The 15,797-nt window shown below is 67.0% G+C and carries 16 protein-coding genes; 7 read left to right on the top strand and 9 right to left on the bottom strand.

The window, feature by feature from the left end:
• Positions 1-132 precede the first annotated feature (132 nt).
• Together NP511_RS04975 and NP511_RS04980 are read right to left on the bottom strand one after the other, a co-directional pair.
• Positions 133-1,584, bottom strand: a complete 1,452-nt coding sequence (locus NP511_RS04975; RefSeq protein WP_371827950.1) for an MATE family efflux transporter — start codon at positions 1,582-1,584, stop codon at positions 133-135.
• A gap of 198 nt (positions 1,585-1,782) precedes the next feature.
• Positions 1,783-2,022: a hypothetical protein gene (locus NP511_RS04980; RefSeq protein ID WP_006649228.1), complete on the bottom strand. Its 240-nt coding sequence runs from the start codon at positions 2,020-2,022 to the stop codon at positions 1,783-1,785.
• 294 nt (positions 2,023-2,316) lie between these two features.
• Between NP511_RS04980 and NP511_RS04985 the strand changes: the two genes are divergently transcribed.
• A complete protein-coding gene (locus NP511_RS04985) occupies positions 2,317-4,848 on the top strand; it encodes a DNA topoisomerase I (protein ID WP_049964670.1) in 2,532 nt (843 codons plus the stop codon).
• A 230-nt stretch (positions 4,849-5,078) separates the two neighbouring features.
• On the opposite strand, the gene NP511_RS04990 is transcribed toward NP511_RS04985, so the two are convergent.
• The gene (locus NP511_RS04990) at positions 5,079-5,699 is read right to left on the bottom strand and encodes a TlpA family protein disulfide reductase (protein WP_006649230.1); all 621 of its coding nucleotides are present in this window, start codon (positions 5,697-5,699) and stop codon (positions 5,079-5,081) included.
• 177 nt (positions 5,700-5,876) lie between these two features.
• On the opposite strand from NP511_RS04990, the gene NP511_RS04995 reads away from it, so the two are divergent.
• A complete protein-coding gene (locus tag NP511_RS04995; RefSeq protein WP_049964671.1) occupies positions 5,877-6,500 on the top strand; it encodes a class I SAM-dependent methyltransferase in 624 nt (207 codons plus the stop codon).
• Between the two features lie 60 nt (positions 6,501-6,560).
• On the opposite strand, the gene NP511_RS05000 is transcribed toward NP511_RS04995, so the two are convergent.
• Positions 6,561-7,181: a TlpA family protein disulfide reductase gene (locus NP511_RS05000; RefSeq protein WP_049964672.1), complete on the bottom strand. Its 621-nt coding sequence runs from the start codon at positions 7,179-7,181 to the stop codon at positions 6,561-6,563.
• A 347-nt stretch (positions 7,182-7,528) separates the two neighbouring features.
• Between NP511_RS05000 and NP511_RS05005 the strand changes: the two genes are divergently transcribed.
• A complete protein-coding gene (locus tag NP511_RS05005) occupies positions 7,529-8,209 on the top strand; it encodes a LysE family translocator (RefSeq protein ID WP_084158235.1) in 681 nt (226 codons plus the stop codon).
• Between the two features lie 172 nt (positions 8,210-8,381).
• Here the strand turns inward: NP511_RS05005 and NP511_RS05010 are convergent, their stop codons facing one another.
• Positions 8,382-9,056 carry an HD domain-containing protein gene (locus NP511_RS05010; protein ID WP_015299133.1) on the bottom strand — a complete coding sequence of 225 codons (675 nt, stop codon included), beginning with the start codon at positions 9,054-9,056 and terminating at the stop codon, positions 8,382-8,384.
• A gap of 222 nt (positions 9,057-9,278) precedes the next feature.
• Here NP511_RS05010 and NP511_RS05015 point away from each other — a divergent pair, with 222 nt between their 5' ends.
• The 3 genes from NP511_RS05015 (at position 9,279) to NP511_RS05025 (ending at position 11,864) form a co-directional block, all read left to right on the top strand.
• On the top strand, positions 9,279-9,695 hold the full coding sequence (locus NP511_RS05015) for a cobalamin B12-binding domain-containing protein (protein ID WP_006182017.1): 417 nt from the start codon (positions 9,279-9,281) through the stop codon (positions 9,693-9,695).
• Positions 9,692-10,786: a methylmalonyl Co-A mutase-associated GTPase MeaB gene (gene meaB / locus NP511_RS05020; protein ID WP_049964673.1), complete on the top strand. Its 1,095-nt coding sequence runs from the start codon at positions 9,692-9,694 to the stop codon at positions 10,784-10,786. The genes NP511_RS05015 and meaB overlap by 4 nt, the downstream gene beginning before the upstream one ends.
• Before the next feature lie 139 nt (positions 10,787-10,925).
• A complete protein-coding gene (locus NP511_RS05025; protein WP_049964674.1) occupies positions 10,926-11,864 on the top strand; it encodes an alpha/beta fold hydrolase in 939 nt (312 codons plus the stop codon).
• A 1-nt stretch (position 11,865) separates the two neighbouring features.
• Here the strand turns inward: NP511_RS05025 and NP511_RS05030 are convergent, their stop codons facing one another.
• The 4 genes from NP511_RS05030 to NP511_RS05045 all read right to left on the bottom strand — a co-directional run bounded on the left by NP511_RS05030 (position 11,866) and on the right by NP511_RS05045 (position 15,347).
• Positions 11,866-12,522, bottom strand: a complete 657-nt coding sequence (locus NP511_RS05030) for a DUF502 domain-containing protein (protein WP_006649236.1) — start codon at positions 12,520-12,522, stop codon at positions 11,866-11,868.
• A gap of 72 nt (positions 12,523-12,594) precedes the next feature.
• Positions 12,595-12,984, bottom strand: coding sequence for a Zn-ribbon domain-containing OB-fold protein (locus NP511_RS05035; protein WP_049964675.1), 390 nt, complete (start codon positions 12,982-12,984; stop codon positions 12,595-12,597).
• On the bottom strand, positions 12,984-14,150 hold the full coding sequence (locus NP511_RS05040) for a thiolase C-terminal domain-containing protein (protein ID WP_006182025.1): 1,167 nt from the start codon (positions 14,148-14,150) through the stop codon (positions 12,984-12,986). Before NP511_RS05040 ends, NP511_RS05035 begins: the two co-directional genes overlap by 1 nt.
• A 138-nt stretch (positions 14,151-14,288) precedes the next feature.
• Positions 14,289-15,347, bottom strand: coding sequence for a M20/M25/M40 family metallo-hydrolase (locus NP511_RS05045; RefSeq protein ID WP_049964676.1), 1,059 nt, complete (start codon positions 15,345-15,347; stop codon positions 14,289-14,291).
• 160 nt (positions 15,348-15,507) lie between these two features.
• Here NP511_RS05045 and NP511_RS05050 point away from each other — a divergent pair, with 160 nt between their 5' ends.
• Positions 15,508-15,753 (top strand): hypothetical protein, encoded by a 246-nt coding sequence (locus tag NP511_RS05050; RefSeq protein WP_006182027.1) that lies wholly within the window; start codon positions 15,508-15,510, stop codon positions 15,751-15,753.
• Positions 15,754-15,797: the final 44 nt, after the last annotated feature.

The raw sequence follows: 15,797 nt of genomic DNA on the forward strand, positions 1-15,797 counted from the left end.
CGATGCCCGAACGTGATCGGCGGTCGTGAGCGGTCCGCGGACGGCTCCGTCCGTGTGAGTGCGTCAGCACGGTCGAACGCGGCTCCGGCCTCGAGTCGCATCAAAAGCGGGTGAGAACCGAGACGGTCCGTCTCAGTCGTCGACGAACCCGGCATCGTCCTCGTCGCCGGTCGGCCGTTCGTCCGGCGACCGGCGCCGCTCGGGACGGTCGTCGATGACGCCCTCGGTCCAGGTCCCCCGACGGAACCAGACCACGGCGACGACGAACGAACCGACCATCCCGGCGACCATCGCCCACCAGATCCCCTCGGGACCCCAGCCTAGCCCGGCGATCTCGAGGCCGGTTTCGGGGATCGGTACGGACCAGGCGAACGCGAGAACGACCACCAGCGGGAACCGAAGGACCCACCGCGAGAGGATCGAGAGGACCATCGCCGTACGAGTATCGCCGGCCCCGCGGAACGCACCCTGGATGACCATGACACCGGCGTAAGGGGCCCAGAAGAGAGCCGTAATCCGCAGGAAGACCACGCCCTCGGCGATCACGGCGGAATCGGCGATGAAGGCTCTCATCGCGGTCGCCGGAAACACAAACAGGACGGCCGCGACGGCGAAGATACAGACCGTCGTCGCGGCGGTGGCCGTCCGCGTGACCGCGACGGCCCGCTCGGGTGCCCCCGCACCGAGGTTCTGTCCGACGCCGGCCGCGGTCGCCTGCCCGACGGCCCCGGCCACGGCCCACGTCACCGACATGAGTCGAACCCCGATCCCGAACGCCGCCGTGGGCGCGGCCCCGAACCGGGCGACGAACCCGGCCAACGCGACCGCCGCGAAACTCCGGGCCCAGCCATCGAGCGTGGCCGGATAGCCGACGTCGAGTAGCCGTTTCAGGAGGGCGACGTCGGGTGTGAGATCGCCGAGTCGGAGCCGAACGCCGAACCGACCGTCCAGCAGGACGGCGATCCCGGCGGCAGTGGCGAGCCCGCGCGAGACGAAGGTCGCGATGGCCGCGCCTCGCGTCCCCATCGCCGGGAACGGCCCCCAGCCGAGGACCAGGAACGGATCGAAGACGACGTTGAGCCCGGCCGAAACGAAGACGAGCCACATCGCCGTCTTCGTGTCGCCCGCCCCCTGCAGCGAGGCCCGAAAGGCAAAGAAGAGGAACGTAAACGGCAGTGCCAGGAAGATCACCTCGATATACGCGAGCGCCTCGACGAACACCGGCCCGCGAGCGCCGATCAACTCGAGCAGCGGCCGCCGGGCGGCGAACCCGAGACCGGCGAGGACCGACGAGACGGAGAGCGTGAGCAGGATCGTCTGGGCGACGACGCGATCGGCGATTCGTTCGTCGCCCGCACCGACGTACTGGGAGACCAGCGCGATGGTCGCAGCGGTGATCCCCATCGCGGTCGAGACGAACAGCCACGAGAGGGGAAACATCAGCGAGACGGCGGCGACGGCGTCGCTGCTCACGCGGCCGACCCAGAACATATCGGCCAGGTTGTAGACGGTCTGGAGGAGGTTTCCCAGGACCAGCGGCCACGCGAGTCGGAGGAGCTTCGGGGAAATCGCCCCCGTCGTCATGTCGACGCGCTTTCGCTCGGGGTCCGTCGCTGCCACGAGGTCTCGTGTGTGAATCTCAGCCAGGCATGATAAAAAGGATTGGCCCACGGGGGCCGTTGCCGGTTCCGGTACCGACGGCGCTCGGCCGCTTCTGGCGATGATTCCGAACCGCTCGCGGATCACAGACCCAGTCGATCGGTTAGTTCTATCGAGACGTCGTCAGTCCAACCTGCCTCCACCGGGTCGCCGCGATAGGGTGTCGATCCCCGGCAACCGGTTGACGACGCGCCGCCGACGGGCACCGGTCGAAAGCGCCACCGGAACGGCGACGAGCAGAACCACGGTAAGGGCGAGCCCGATCGAGACGAGGCCGACGAAGGAGGCGACGAAGACGAACGCGACGAGCGCGCCGCCGACCAAGCGCCAGGCGCGATCGAATCCACCGAGAGTGTGTTTCATTTCAGTATTCTCCGCGTGAGTTCACGCGATCCCCTCTATGACTCGAGCGAAGATAAGCTATCTGGTAACATCCCACATGACGTTCGCTCGAGCGAGCCGTCCCCGCTGCCGGTGTGCTGTGCATTTATTTTCGTCATCCCCACGCGCCTGCGCGACGCCCGACCGCACGCACACCCGCGCTGTCCCTCGGTTTTCGGCGAAAGCGTTATCAGATCCTCAGTCGTACCGAGCGACGATGACCGACACTCGTCCGCGACGACCCCGACCGGACGGCCGAGCCGGAGGTGAGCCGCGGTGGAGCTGATAATCACCGAGAAGGACAACGCGGCCCGCCGGATCGCCGACATCCTCTCCGGCGGCACCTACGACTCGAGCCGGGAGAACGGCGTCAACGTCTACGAGTGGGGCGGCAAGCGCTGCGTGGGGCTGTCGGGCCACGTCGTCGGCGTCGACTTCCCGTCGGAGTACTCGGACTGGCGCGACGTCGAGCCCGTCGAGCTGATCGATGCCGACGTCGAGAAGACGGCGACGAAGGAGAACATCGTCGCGACGCTGCGGCTGCTGACCCGTCGCGCGGAGCGCGTGACGATCGCGACCGACTACGACCGCGAGGGCGAACTGATCGGCAAGGAAGCCTACGACATCGTCCGGGAGGTCGACGAGGACGTACCCATCCGTCGGGTGCGGTTCTCCTCGATCACCGAAAACGAGGTCCAGCAGGCGTTCGACGAACCCGACGACCTCGACTTCGACCTGGCCGCCGCCGGCGAGGCCCGCCAGATCATCGACCTGATCTGGGGGGCCGCGCTCACGCGTTTTCTCTCCCTGTCGGCGGGCCAATTGGGCGACGACTTCATCTCCGTCGGCCGGGTCCAGTCGCCGACGCTGAAACTGATCGTCGACCGCGAGCGCGAGATCGAGGCGTTCGATCCCGAGGACTACTGGGAGATCTTCGCGGACTTACGAAAGAGCGAGGCGCAACGCGCCTCGGAGACATCGAGCGGTGAGGAACCGCGAGACGACGACACCGCCTTCGAGTCCCAGTACTTCTACCGCGACGAGGACGGCAACGAAGCCGAACGCGTCTGGGAGGAGGAGATCGCGGACGAGGTCTACGAAACGCTGTCCGACCGCGAGAGCGCGACCGTCGTCGACGTCAACCGTCGGACCCGCACCGACACGCCCCCAGAGCCGTTCAACACCACCCAGTTCATCCGGGCGGCCGGTGCCATCGGCTACTCGGCCAAGCGCGCGATGTCGATCGCCGAGGACCTCTACACCGCCGGCTACATCACGTACCCGCGGACCGACAACACCGTCTACCCCGACGATCTAGACCCCGAGGACCTCCTCGACGAGTTCGTCACTCACTCGACGCTCGGGGATTCGGCCGAATCGCTACTCGAGGCCGACGAGATCACCCCCACGGAAGGCGACGAGGAGACGACCGACCACCCGCCCATCCATCCGACGGGCGAGATCCCCTCGCGGGGCGACGTCTCCGACGACGAGTGGGAGATCTTCGAACTCGTCGTCCGGCGGTTCTACGCGACCGTCGCCGACGCCGCCGAGTGGGAACACCTCAAGGTCGTCGCCGATGTCGACGACTACCGGCTCAAGGCCAACGGCAAGCGGCTGGTCGAGCCCGGCTACCACGACGTCTACCCCTACTTCTCGACGACGGAGAACTTCGTCCCCGACGTCGACGAGGGCGAGGAACTGGCGCTCTCCGACGTCGAACTCGAGGCCAAACAGACCCAGCCGCCCCGACGCTACGGCCAGTCGCGGCTCATCGAGACCATGGAGGACATGGGGATCGGAACGAAGAGTACTAGACATAACACTTTAGAGAAATTATACGATCGCGGATATATAGAAAACGATCCGCCGCGGCCGACCAAGCTCGCGATGGCCGTCGTCGACGCGGCCGAGAACTACGCCGACCGCGTCGTCAGCGAGGAGATGACGGCCCAGCTCGAGGCAGACATGGACGCCATCGCCAACGGCGAGGCGACGCTCGACGACGTGACCGACGAGTCCCGGGAAATGCTCGAGGAGATCTTCGAGAACCTCGCCGAGTCGCGCGAGGAGATCGGCGATCACCTCCGGAAGTCGCTGAAAGACGACAAGCGACTCGGCCCCTGTCCGGAGTGTGGCGAAGACCTGCTCGTCCGCCGGAGCCGTCACGGCTCGTACTTCATCGGCTGCGACGGCTATCCCGACTGTGAGAACACCCTGCCGCTGCCCTCGACGGGCAAGCCGCTGATCCTCGAGGAGGAGTGTGAGGAACACGGGCTCAACGAGGTCAAGATGCTCGCGGGCCGGCAGACGTTCGTCCACGGCTGTCCGCTCTGTAAGGCCGAGGACGCCGGCGAAGGGCCGGTGCTGGGTGAGTGTCCCGAGTGCGGTGAAGAACACGGCGGCGAGTTGGCTATCAAAACGCTCCAGAACGGCTCGCGACTCGTCGGCTGTACGCGCTATCCCGACTGCGAGTACTCGCTGCCGCTGCCCCGCCGCGGCGAGATCGAGGTCACCGACGAGTACTGCGACGACCACGATCTGCCCGAACTCGTCGTCCACAGCGGCGACGACCCCTGGGAGCTGGGCTGTCCGATCTGTAACTACCAGGAGTTCCAGGCCCGCGAGAGCGACTCCGGCTCCGATCTCGAGGCGCTGGACGGCGTCGGTGCGAAGACCGTCGAGAAACTCGCCGACGCGGGGATCGAGGACCTCGAGGACCTGACCGAGGCCGATCCCGACGCGGTCGCGGACGACGTCGAGGGCGTCAGTGCGGATCGCATCCGGAGCTGGCAGGCGAAGGCCTGACCGACCGTTCACGACCGGCCGTCCAGGCGAGCCGCTCCGTTGGGTCGGGTTCGTCGGCGGCCCTGTGCCGGTTCGGCACCTCGAACCCGGGGCGCGCTGGCGAGAACGAGTCGGCCGACGGGAGTGGCCGGCTCCCCGGGAACCGCCGGCGGTCGAGGCGATGTTGAACGTCGCCCACGCCCTCGAGCGGCGGGCGTGAGAATAGTCACGGTCGACCTGACAGGGGCCGATCAGGCCGTCGCGGATTCGTTCGTTTCGGCCTCGGCGTCGTCGCGCTCCTCGAACGATTCGAACACGTCCTCGACCGCCCCGACGATGTCGTCGCTGGAGCCGACGCCGAGTTTCTCCCAGCGTTTCTTCCCCGTTTCGTCGACGACGATCGTGACCGGGTAGCCGGCGATGCCGTAGTTCGCCGTCAGCGACGACGTCGTATCGCGGCCGACGGCCCAGTTCCCGTCGTGGGTTCGCCACCAGGACCGGAGTTCGTCGTCCGGCATCGAGTCCGCCGACTGGTAGGTAACGGAGAGGACCGTGAGATCATCCCCGTAGTCGTCGACGAGTCGCGACCGAGCCTCGGCGAGGCGCGGCATCTGGGCCTGACACATGCCACAGCCCGTGACGAAGAACTCGACGACCGTGACCCCGTCGTTTGGAACCGTCACGGTCCCGCCGTCGCTGCCGCGAGCGTCGATCGTCTCGACTTCGATCGGCCATTCCGAGCCGTCGTCGCCGTCCGAGTCGGCGGCCGGTTCGTCGGTCCCGAACGACGGGAGGCCAGCGAGGACAACGCCGGTTCCGCCCGCGAGGACGCCGATACTGCCGACGCCCGCGAGCAGTTCGCGCCGTCTCATCGCCGACTCACCTCCGCGGCGCGGACGTGCGAGCCGGTGGCGGGGATCGCCGGTCGGGTTCGATGGGCCGTCATACGTCCCAGTACGTACGCGAGACTGAAAGAAGACACTGGTCCGAACGTCGAACACGCCAGCGAGAGGACACGAACTAAGGGACCCGCAGTCGTCGGGACGCTCGTGAACGACGACCGCGAGCGCTGGAACGAGCGCTACGAGAAGCGAGACCGCGAACTCCGCGACGATCCGGTGGGAGTCCTCGAGCGCCGGATCGAGACGCTTCCCGACGGTCGTGCGCTAGACGTGGCGACCGGCAGTGGGCGAAACGCGCTCTTTCTGGCCGAGCGCGGCTACGACGTCGACGCCGTCGACATCGCTGATGAGGCCATCGAGACGGCACGCGAGCGGGCCGACGAGCGCGGTCTCGACGTCGACTGGACCCGGGCCGACCTGGCCGAGTTCGATCCGGAACCGGGCCGATACGACCTGATCGTCGTGAGCTACTTCGCCGCCCTCGAGTTCCTGCCGGATCTCAAGGAGGCGCTTGCGGCCGGCGGCGTCCTCGTCTCCGAACACCACCTCCGCTCGAGCGACCCGGTCGCGGGCCCCTCGACCGACCGCTATCGGTACCGCTCGAACGACCTGCTGCGGGCGTGTCTCGACCTGATGGTCCTCTCGTATACCGAGCGGCAGCGGCCGACCGACGACGGGGAGCCGGTCGCGGTCGCGACGCTGGTCGCCAGACGCTCGAGCGGCGGGACGCAGTCGTATCCGCTCGTCCCGGACGACAGGCTCGAGCCGTAACGCGGGAATCGACCGCTCGAGTGGCTCGGCGCGACCGACGGGAGTCCGAGCGGGCGGCGATCAGCCGTCGGTCCGGTTGCCTGCGCTTTCGTTACCGCCGTCCGAGCCGCCGGCGTCCGCCTCGAGGGTGTCACGGACGGTCGCGGTGACGGTGCCGGGTGAACTCTCGCCGCGGTTGCGCCAGTGGACCGTCCCCGCACTGTCGACGAGGATCGTCGTCGGATAGCCGTCGATGCCGTAGTAGTCGTAGCAGGTCCCGGGCTCGTCACGGCCCAGCCACCAGTTCCCCCCGTTCGCCTCGAACCAGGCGGCCAGTTCGTCGTCGGTCGGCGAGGGGCCGCTGGTCCCGTCGGTCACGGAGAGGAATCGCACGTCCGGATCCGCCCCGCCGACGGCGTACCCCCCGCCCTCGAGCCGGGACGCGGCCTCGGCGAGCGTCGAGAGAAACCCCCGGCTGGTCGGACACTCGGTCCGGGTGAAGTTACAGAGGAGCGGCCGGCTCGAGTCGGGTACCGTGATCGTCCCGCTCTCGCTGCCCGGCGCGTCGAGCGTGGCGATCTCGAAGGGGGGCTCGGTCGGTGCGTCGTCGTCCTCGCCGTCGCCCTCGTCGTCGGGCCCGCTGAGACAGCCGACCAGCGCCGTCGTCGCGGCCGTCGTCGCGAGCAGGTGTCGGCGTTTCATCGCGATCCCGTCTCCCCGTCGCACCGATGCCGGACGGCCGGCCGTCCGACACGAGCGCCGCCGATCGTCCCCATGCTATGAGTCCCCATTCCGTCCATACCGCTCGTATGGACGCCCCGCGCAAAGAGTCACTGGTCGCGACAGGTCCGGCGGCGACCCCATCGCCGGTCGCATCCCCGACCGCGCCATCGGCCGTGGTCGCTCTTGAAAGGATTTACACACCGATCGCAACGCTGTTCTGCGGTTCGGGTGCGAATCGACGTTCAAGAGCGACGACAGTATCGGTCCCCACCACGGCCGGTTCGTCGTGTTTTTCACGCCGCGGCTCCCACCCGAAACCGATAGCCGTGATCGAACTCGTCGTGACGGGACTGGCCGGCGTGGTCTTCGGGCTCGCACTCGCGGCCCCGCCGGGACCGATGAACGCGATCATCGCCGAGGAGAGCGTCGTTCGCGGCTGGCCAGCCGGCTTCCGGGCCGGGCTCGGTGCCATGCTGGCCGACGCGGTCTTTTTCGCCCTCACGCTCGCGGGGTTCGTCGCCGTGATCGACCGCGTTTCGGTCGTCCGACCCGCGCTCTATCTCGCCGGCGGCGTCCTCATGCTGTACTTCGCGGTCGGTGCGGTCCGGGAGGCCCGGACCGCGAGTTCGTTTACCGACGCCGATCGGGGCGTCTCGAGGGGGTTCCGCAAGACGTTCGTCCTCTCGCTGACCAACCCCTACCAGATCGGCTTCTGGCTCACCGTCGGCGTCGGCCTGCTCGAGCCCGGGACGCTCGACGTGCTGGCGTACGTGCCGGCCGTCGGGGAGCTGCTCGAGGGAGCCCTCGTCGTCCGGACCGGCTCACCCGCGCTCTTGCTCGGGTTCTTCGGCGGGATCGGTTGCTGGATCGTGGGCTACCCGGCGGCACTGGTCGGGGCCGGACGACGCGTCGACACGTTTGCCCCCCTCGTCGCGGCGGGCAGCGCCGTCGTCCTCGCGGGGTTCGGACTCGCCTTCCTGGGACTGGGAACGGTACAGTTCGTCTGAGCCGCGGACGCTACGGGAAACGGCTCGCAGACGGCGGGGGCTGCGATAGATGTCGATCGAGGGGGCACGTACTATTACCGACAGTCTCGCGACTATGTCTGCAAGAACTCACTGATCGACTGGTCGACGCTCCGATACGTGGCCGTCGTGACGGGACTGACACGCCGACGGCTCACTCACCCAGCGCGGCGATCTCGTCCTCGAGCCACTCGCTGAACCACTTGACGCGTTTCAGGCGCTGGTGGGCGATTCCCTCCGCGGTGTCGCTTTGGACGCGAGAGGCGGCGTCGTAGCCCCGCTCTAAGACGCGCTGGACCATCTCGTCACAGTCCATGTGCGTGCGGGCCTCATACCCCATCCGCAACAGCATCAACGCCGTCCCGTTCGCGCCGACCTTGTCGAGCAGGTCGGCCTCGATGAGACACTGCGTCTCCAGATCGAGGTCCGTCAGGTCGCCCTGATAGGAGTGGTGTTCGATGGCGCGACACACCTGCTGGATGAACGACTCGGGATAGTCCGCACGCGACTCGAGGAACTCCCGGGCGACCCGGGCCCCGGCCTCGGCGTGGAGTTCCTGATCGGTCTCGAGTTTGGCCACGTCGTGAAAGAGGGCAGCGACGCGAGTGACGTCGACGTCGGCACCCTCCTCCTCGGCGATCTCGGTCGCGAGATCGACCACGTTGAGGATGTGGTTGTGTCGGTACTCGGCGGAGTGCCACGGGTACCAGCGCATGCGGCCGCCCTCCTCTTCCTTCTCGACACTGGCCGCGAGATACTCGAAGACGAACCCTTTCATCTCCTCGAGTTCGGCGTCGGACACCCGCGTCTCCTTTATTTCGACGCCCACGATAGATCCCTCCGCAATAGACGAACGATAGTCATTGACTGAATGTTCGGTCGTTTCGCTCTTTAGCCTTTGGTTCGTGACGGTTTCGCCCGCTCGTGACAGTCACGAGTCGAACAGCGTCCCCGATCGACGGGACAGACTCCGGGCGAAATCCCGACGCTCCGTCGACGATTCCCACGATCTTCCGTTAAAGTCAAACCGCGGGCTCGGGAAGTAGGGGGTATGAGCAGCGAACAGGAAGCGGAGTCGATTCGGTGTCTCGTCGCCAAAGTCGGCCTCGACGGTCACGATCGCGGCGCACACGTCATCGCGCGCGCGTTCCGGGATGCCGGCTTCGAGGTCATCTACTCCGGGCTCCACAAAGCGCCCGACGAAATCGTCCAGGCAGCGGTCCAAGAGGACGTCGATGTCCTCGGCATCTCCATCCTCTCGGGGGCCCACGACACGCTCGTCCCGAAGATCATGGACGGCCTCGAGGAGTACGGTGCGGCCGAGGACACGCTCGTGCTGGCCGGCGGCGTCATTCCCGAGGAGGACCGCGACGAACTCAGAGAACAGGGTGTCGCAGCCATCTTCGGCCCCGGAACCTCCGTCGAGGAGACCATCGAATTCGTCCGCGAGAACGCGCCCCAGCGATGACCATGGACGCCGACGACCGGTCGCTCCTCGAGGATCTGCTCGCGGGGGAACACCGTGCGCTCGCCCGCGTGATCTCGAAGATCGAGAACCGCGCGCCGGGCTATCGCGATCTCGTCTCGGAGCTGTACGCCCACACCGGGAACGCGGACGTGATCGGGATCACCGGCTCGCCGGGCGCGGGTAAGTCGACGCTGGTCGACAAGCTCGCCGAGACCTACCGCGATCGGGGCGAGACGGTCGGCGTCATCGCGATCGACCCTTCCTCACCGTTTACCGGCGGAGCGGTACTCGGCGACCGCATCCGGATGGCCTCCACGGTGGGCGACATGGACGTCTTCGTCCGCTCGATGAGTGCCCGAGGAACCCTCGGGGGACTCTCGACCGCCACCGCGGACGCCGTCAAGGCCATGGACGCCTTCGGCAAGGACAAGATCATCATCGAAACCGTCGGTGCCGGGCAAAACGAGATCGACATCGTTCGGACCGCCGACACCGTCGCCGTCCTCGTCCCGCCCGGCTCGGGCGACGACATCCAGACGCTGAAAGCGGGCATCCTCGAGATCGCCGACGTGTTCGTCGTCAACAAGGCCGACCGCGACGGCGCGGATCGGACGGTACAGGAACTCCGCGATATGGTTCAACTCGGCGACGGGAGCGGTCACGAGGGCGGTGGCCACCACAGCCAGGAGATCATCGACGCCCACGACGACTGGGACGGCGAGGCCGACGACGCCGACGAGACCGACGCGGGCTGGACGCCGCCGATCGTCGAGACCGTCGCCATCCACGGCACCGGCGTCGACGAGTTCATCGACGAACTCGCGGCCCATCGGGACTACCTCGTCGCCTCCGGCGAACACGCCGAGCAGGTACGTACCCGCTACGCCGAGGAGATCCGCACCCTGTTGCGCGAAGACGTCCACGCCATGCTCGAGACCGAACTCGAGGCCGCCGGGGGAATCGACGACCTCGCGGAAGACGTCCGGCAGGGCGAGACCGATCCCTACTCGATCGCGACCGACGTTCTCGAGCCCGTCGCGACCTGCCTCGAGAACCTCGAGACCGGGCCGGACGGATCGGGCACGGAGTGAGCCGGCCGGCACCGACGCGGCGTCGCTCGGGTCTTCGACCCACCGGCGAAACCGCCGTCTCCGCCGGCCGTGACCGGGATCCCAGCAGAAACCGTTCCCGAACCGGAGGTCTAAGTTCGTTGGCAACTTACGGCAGCGTATGAAAGCCCGAACAGTCCTCGGTGCAGCCCTCGGAACCGTCGGTGGAGCCGTTCTCGGTAACCGCCTCCTGAAGCGGCGCGCTGGCGACCTCGAGAACCCGCTCGTCGGCATCGAACGGACGTATCGCTGGCGTGGGATCGAGACGCAGTATACGGTCGCCGGCGACCCGAACGACCCCGATATGTTGTTGCTCCACGGGGTCTACGCGGGCGCGAGCAGCCACGAGTTCGAGCCGATCGTCGACCGACTGGCGGAGGATTACCACGTCTACGCGGTCGACCTGCCCGGCTTCGGCCGCTCGGAGCGGCCGCCGCTGGTCTACTCCGCGACGCTGTACGCGGAGTTCGTCCGCGACTTCGCGAGCGAGGTCACCGACGAGCCGATCGTCGTCGCCTCCTCGCTGTCCGGCTCCTTCGCCGTCGAGGCCGCCGACGAGACCGACTTCGAACGCCTCGTGTTGATCTGTCCAACCGGCGAAACGACCGACGAACGGCCGTGGGTCCGCACCCTCCTGCGGACGCCGATCGTCGGCACGACGCTGTACAACCTGCTCGCGAGCAAGCCATCGATCCGCCACTTCTACGACCGCGACGGCTACTACGACGCCGATCGCATCGATTCCGACGAGGTCCAGTACGCCTGGGAGAGTGCCCACCAGCCCGGGTCGCGTTATGCCCCAGCCTCCTTCGCCGCCGGCACCCTCGATCCCGACTTCGACCTCGCGACGGAGCTGGCCGCCCTCGAGACCCCGACCACGCTCGTCTGGGGCCGCGACGCCGAGTTGGTCCCGCTGCGTGACGGGCGGAATCTGGCGGCGGCCGCGGACCTCGATCTGGTCGTCATCGACTACGCGACCCAGCTGCCCCACGCCGAACACCCCGACGAGTTCGTCGAGTACCTGCGCGCGGAACTACCGCGGGCCGACGCCGGCGACTGAGTCACCGTTCGACGCGCTCGAGTAGCTGCGGCGACACCCCCTCCGGTGCCCGCTCGTCGCCCATCCCGGTCGTTACGATCAGGCGCATCCCGCGGCGGACGCTCATATCGGTCTCGTGGACCTGGTCCTCGGGGAGCAAGACGAGCCGGCCGGCGGTCGGGTTCGGACTGTTCGGCAGAAAGACGTTGTAGACGTCACTGCCGGCGATCGCCTCGGCCTCCCGTGGCCCCTCGCCGGTGACGAGCCCGATCATGTAGACGCCCTCGCGGGGGTACTCGACCAACACGACGCTCTCGTAGCTGGTCTTGCGCTCGACGAGCGAGTCGGCGACCTGACGGACGCTGCCGTAGATCGTACTGACCAATGGGACGACGTTGACGAGTCGCCCGACGTTCCCGAACAGATGTCGGCCGACGCTCAACTGGGCGAGAAAGCCGAGGACGACGACCGCGACAGCGATCAGGACCACGGCGAACGCCTGGGCGACGACCGTCACGTTGCCGGTGTACTGGGCCAATCCCGCGGCGCGTACGAGCGGATCCACGAACTGTAAGGACCAGTTGACGAGAAACCGGAGGACGTACAGCGTGACGACCAGCGGCGCGACCAGAATGAGTCCGGCAACGAAACTCCGCCTGACGGTATCCCAGACGTTCATAGCGGCCGTGACGTCTCGCGAGTGAAATAGCCATCGGCGGGCGGCCCCGCAACGGCCGCCCCGTTCGGCGGCTTACGCCGGTCGCAGACCGATCACGCGCTCGCCGGTCGTCTCCGAGGTCGCGATCTCGAGTTCGACTTCGAGGCCGGTCTCGACGTCGTCGACGTCGATCCCGACGACCTGGCCGGTCAGGCTGACGGGACCGAAGTCCACGACGGCCGTCGCGTAGGGGGCGTCCTCCTCGAAGGCCGGCGTCGGTACGTGCGTGACGGTGAACGTCCGAATCTCGCCGGTGTCCGGGAGGGCAAGTTCCTCGAGGTCGGTCGCGCCGCAGTCGGGACAGACCCGACGCGGCGGCAGGGCGGTGTGGTCGTCGGGACACTCGAGGTAGTAGGCTGTGCCGTCCTCGGCGGCATCGAGCCAGTCGTCGAAGCCGGCGTCGGTGACGGTGTCTTCGCTCATTACTCCATCACCTCCAGAACGTGAACGGTCGCGCTCGCGACCGTGCCGCCCGCGTTGTGGGCGACGCCGGTCGTCGCGTCCGCGACGTGGTCGCTGTTTGGATGCTCGCCGGCCAGCAGGTCGGTCACCTCGGCGATCTGGGAGGCGCCCGTCGCACCGACCGGGTGGCCTTTGGCCTTCAGCCCGCCCGAGAGGTTGATCGGCGTCTCGCCGTCCGCGGTCGTCCGCCCGTCGCGGGCGGCCGTGATCCCCTCGCCGATCGGCTCGAGATCGAGCGCCTCGAGCGCCAGCACTTCGGCGATAGTAAAGCAGTCGTGGACCTCCGCGAGGTCGACGTCGCCGGCCGAGACGCCGGCGTCGGCGTAGGCTTCCGCCCCGGCTTCGCGGGCCGCGGGCGAGCGAGCGAGATATTCCCGGTCGTGCAGCGCCATCCGGTCGCCACCCTGTCCGGTGCCCGTGATCGCGACCGGGGCCTCGAGGTCGTGTTCCGCGGCGTAGGACTCGCTCGTCAGCACCAGCGCCGACGCGCCGTCCGAGATCGGACAGGCATCGTAGAGCCCGAGCGGTTCGGAAACCGGCGGTGCCTCGAGGGCGTCCGAGACCTCGATCGCGCTCTGGTACTGGGCCTTCTCGTTCGAGAGGGCGTTGGCGTGGTTCTTGACCGCGATGTGAGCGAGGTCCTCGTGTTCGCCGCCGAACTCGTCGAAGTAGGCCCGAGCCATCAGCGCGTACGCGCCGGGGAAGGTCACGCCGGCCCGTACCTCCCAGAGGTCGTCGGCGGCGATCGCCAGCGCCTCCGTCGCGCCCGCGGTGCCGAGGTTGGTCATTCGCTCTGCCCCGCCGACGAGGAGGACGTCGTTCTCGCCGTTGCGAATCCGTGTGACCGCCTCGCGGACCGCGGTACCGCTCGAGGCACACGCGGACTCGTACCGGGTCGCAGGGGCCTGAACGCCGGCCGCTTCGGCCATCAGCGGCCCCTGGTGGCCCTGATGCTCGGAGAGTTCGCCCATAAAGTTGCCATAGAAGACGCCCTCGACGTCCTCGCGGGGAACGCCGCTGTCCTCGAAGGCCGCGATACTCGCCTCCGCGAAGAGATCACGGCTGGTCCGCTCGGGACTGTTCCCGAACGGCGTCAGCCCTGTCCCTGCAACACGTACGTCACTCATGTACACACGCGTAGTGGACGGATCCGTTAATACTCGGCGGTTACGGCGACGAGTGCCACTTGCGTGAGCTGGGTGGCGGGTCGATCGGTATCGCCCTACCCCACGACGAACGGCGGACGCTACGAGGGGCTGCTCGCGCTATTCGATGCTCGTGGAAAGGTCACGGTCAGCAACAGTAGCTGGGACGGCGCTCAGCAGTTCGGCGACCGTCTCGAGATCCGCCAGGTCCACAACCTCGACGGGTGTGTGCATATAGCGGTTCGGGACGCCGACGTTCACCGATGGAATCCCCCCGCGGGACGTATAGAACGCATCAGCATCCGTCCCGGTGTTCGTTCCCGATGCCTGTAACTGGATATCGATGTCGGCCGCAGCGGCAGTCCGCCGAACCGCATCGACGAGTCGCGGATGGTTCGCGCTTCCGCGTACGACGACCGGGCCGTCACCGAGTTCGACACCGGTTTTTTGCGCTGACGTGATATCCGGAGTATCCGTCGCGTGAGTCACGTCTATCGCGACTACTGCATCGGGTGCAAGATCGAAGCCGACCATTTTCGCGCCCTGTAACCCGACCTCCTCTTGAACCGTAGAGACGGCATAGATCGTCGCCTCGTGGTCACGTTCGGCTGCCCGCCGAAGTGCTTCCGCCGCAGCCCAGATACCGATACGATTGTCCAACCCGCGTGCTGCGATCCGTCCGTTCTCCAGTTCGGAGATCGTTTGATCGAACGTAACCGGATCGCCGCGCTCGACTAATTCCTCGGCTTCGGCCGCATCGTCGGCGCCGATATCGATATACTGCTCGTCGATATCGGTGAGCGATTCGTCTTCGTGATCACGAAGATGAATCGCCGTCTGACCGATCACTCCCGGAACCGGCCCAGCGTCGGTATGAATACGGACGTGTTGGCCCTTCGAGACGGTCCGGTCCGACCCCCCGACAGGAGTCATTCGGAGGATGCCGCTTTCTTCGATGTCCCGCACCATGAAGCCGATTTCGTCGCTGTGTCCAGTGAGGGCGATCGACGTCTCGTTCCCCTCCAGCACAGCGACGGCGTTTCCGTAACTGTCGGTCCTCACTTCGTCGGCGAACTCCTCGACGTACTCTACCCAGCGGCGTTGACCCGGTGTCTCGAATCCGGACGGCGTCGCTGTGGTAAGTAATTCGTCGAGGAACCGACGGCGTTGTTGCTCCATGCACCGACATGGGTTCCGATAGGTGAAAAACTCGACTATGATCTCGCGGACACGCCCGTCGCGGCATTCGTGGTGATCGTGGGCCAGAAACGACGATTCCACCGCCGCCGGACGGAACGCATTTCAAGTCACCGTAGTATGTCTCCCGTAACTGACGCTCATGGATACTTCCGACCTCCCCGACCCCGAGGGCATCTCCCCGCTGGCGTGGCGACTCCTCCGTGTTGCGGCCGGATACGAACAACGGGCGGTCGAACGGGAGATAGACGACCTCATGCAGGCACACCTCTCGATGCTCGAGAGCGGGAGCCGGTCCCTGTCCCGACCGCGCCGGAAGACGTTGCTGGAACTCTACGCCGCGGAACTGACCGTCGAACAGGTGCGGGCGATCGTCGACCACTTCTAAGGGAACTCTCGAATGGAAGCGCTTAAGATCCATAATGATAATTC

Origin of the sequence: Natrinema thermotolerans (assembly GCF_031165565.1) — an archaeon.
GTDB classification, from domain to species: domain Archaea; phylum Halobacteriota; class Halobacteria; order Halobacteriales; family Natrialbaceae; genus Natrinema; species Natrinema thermotolerans.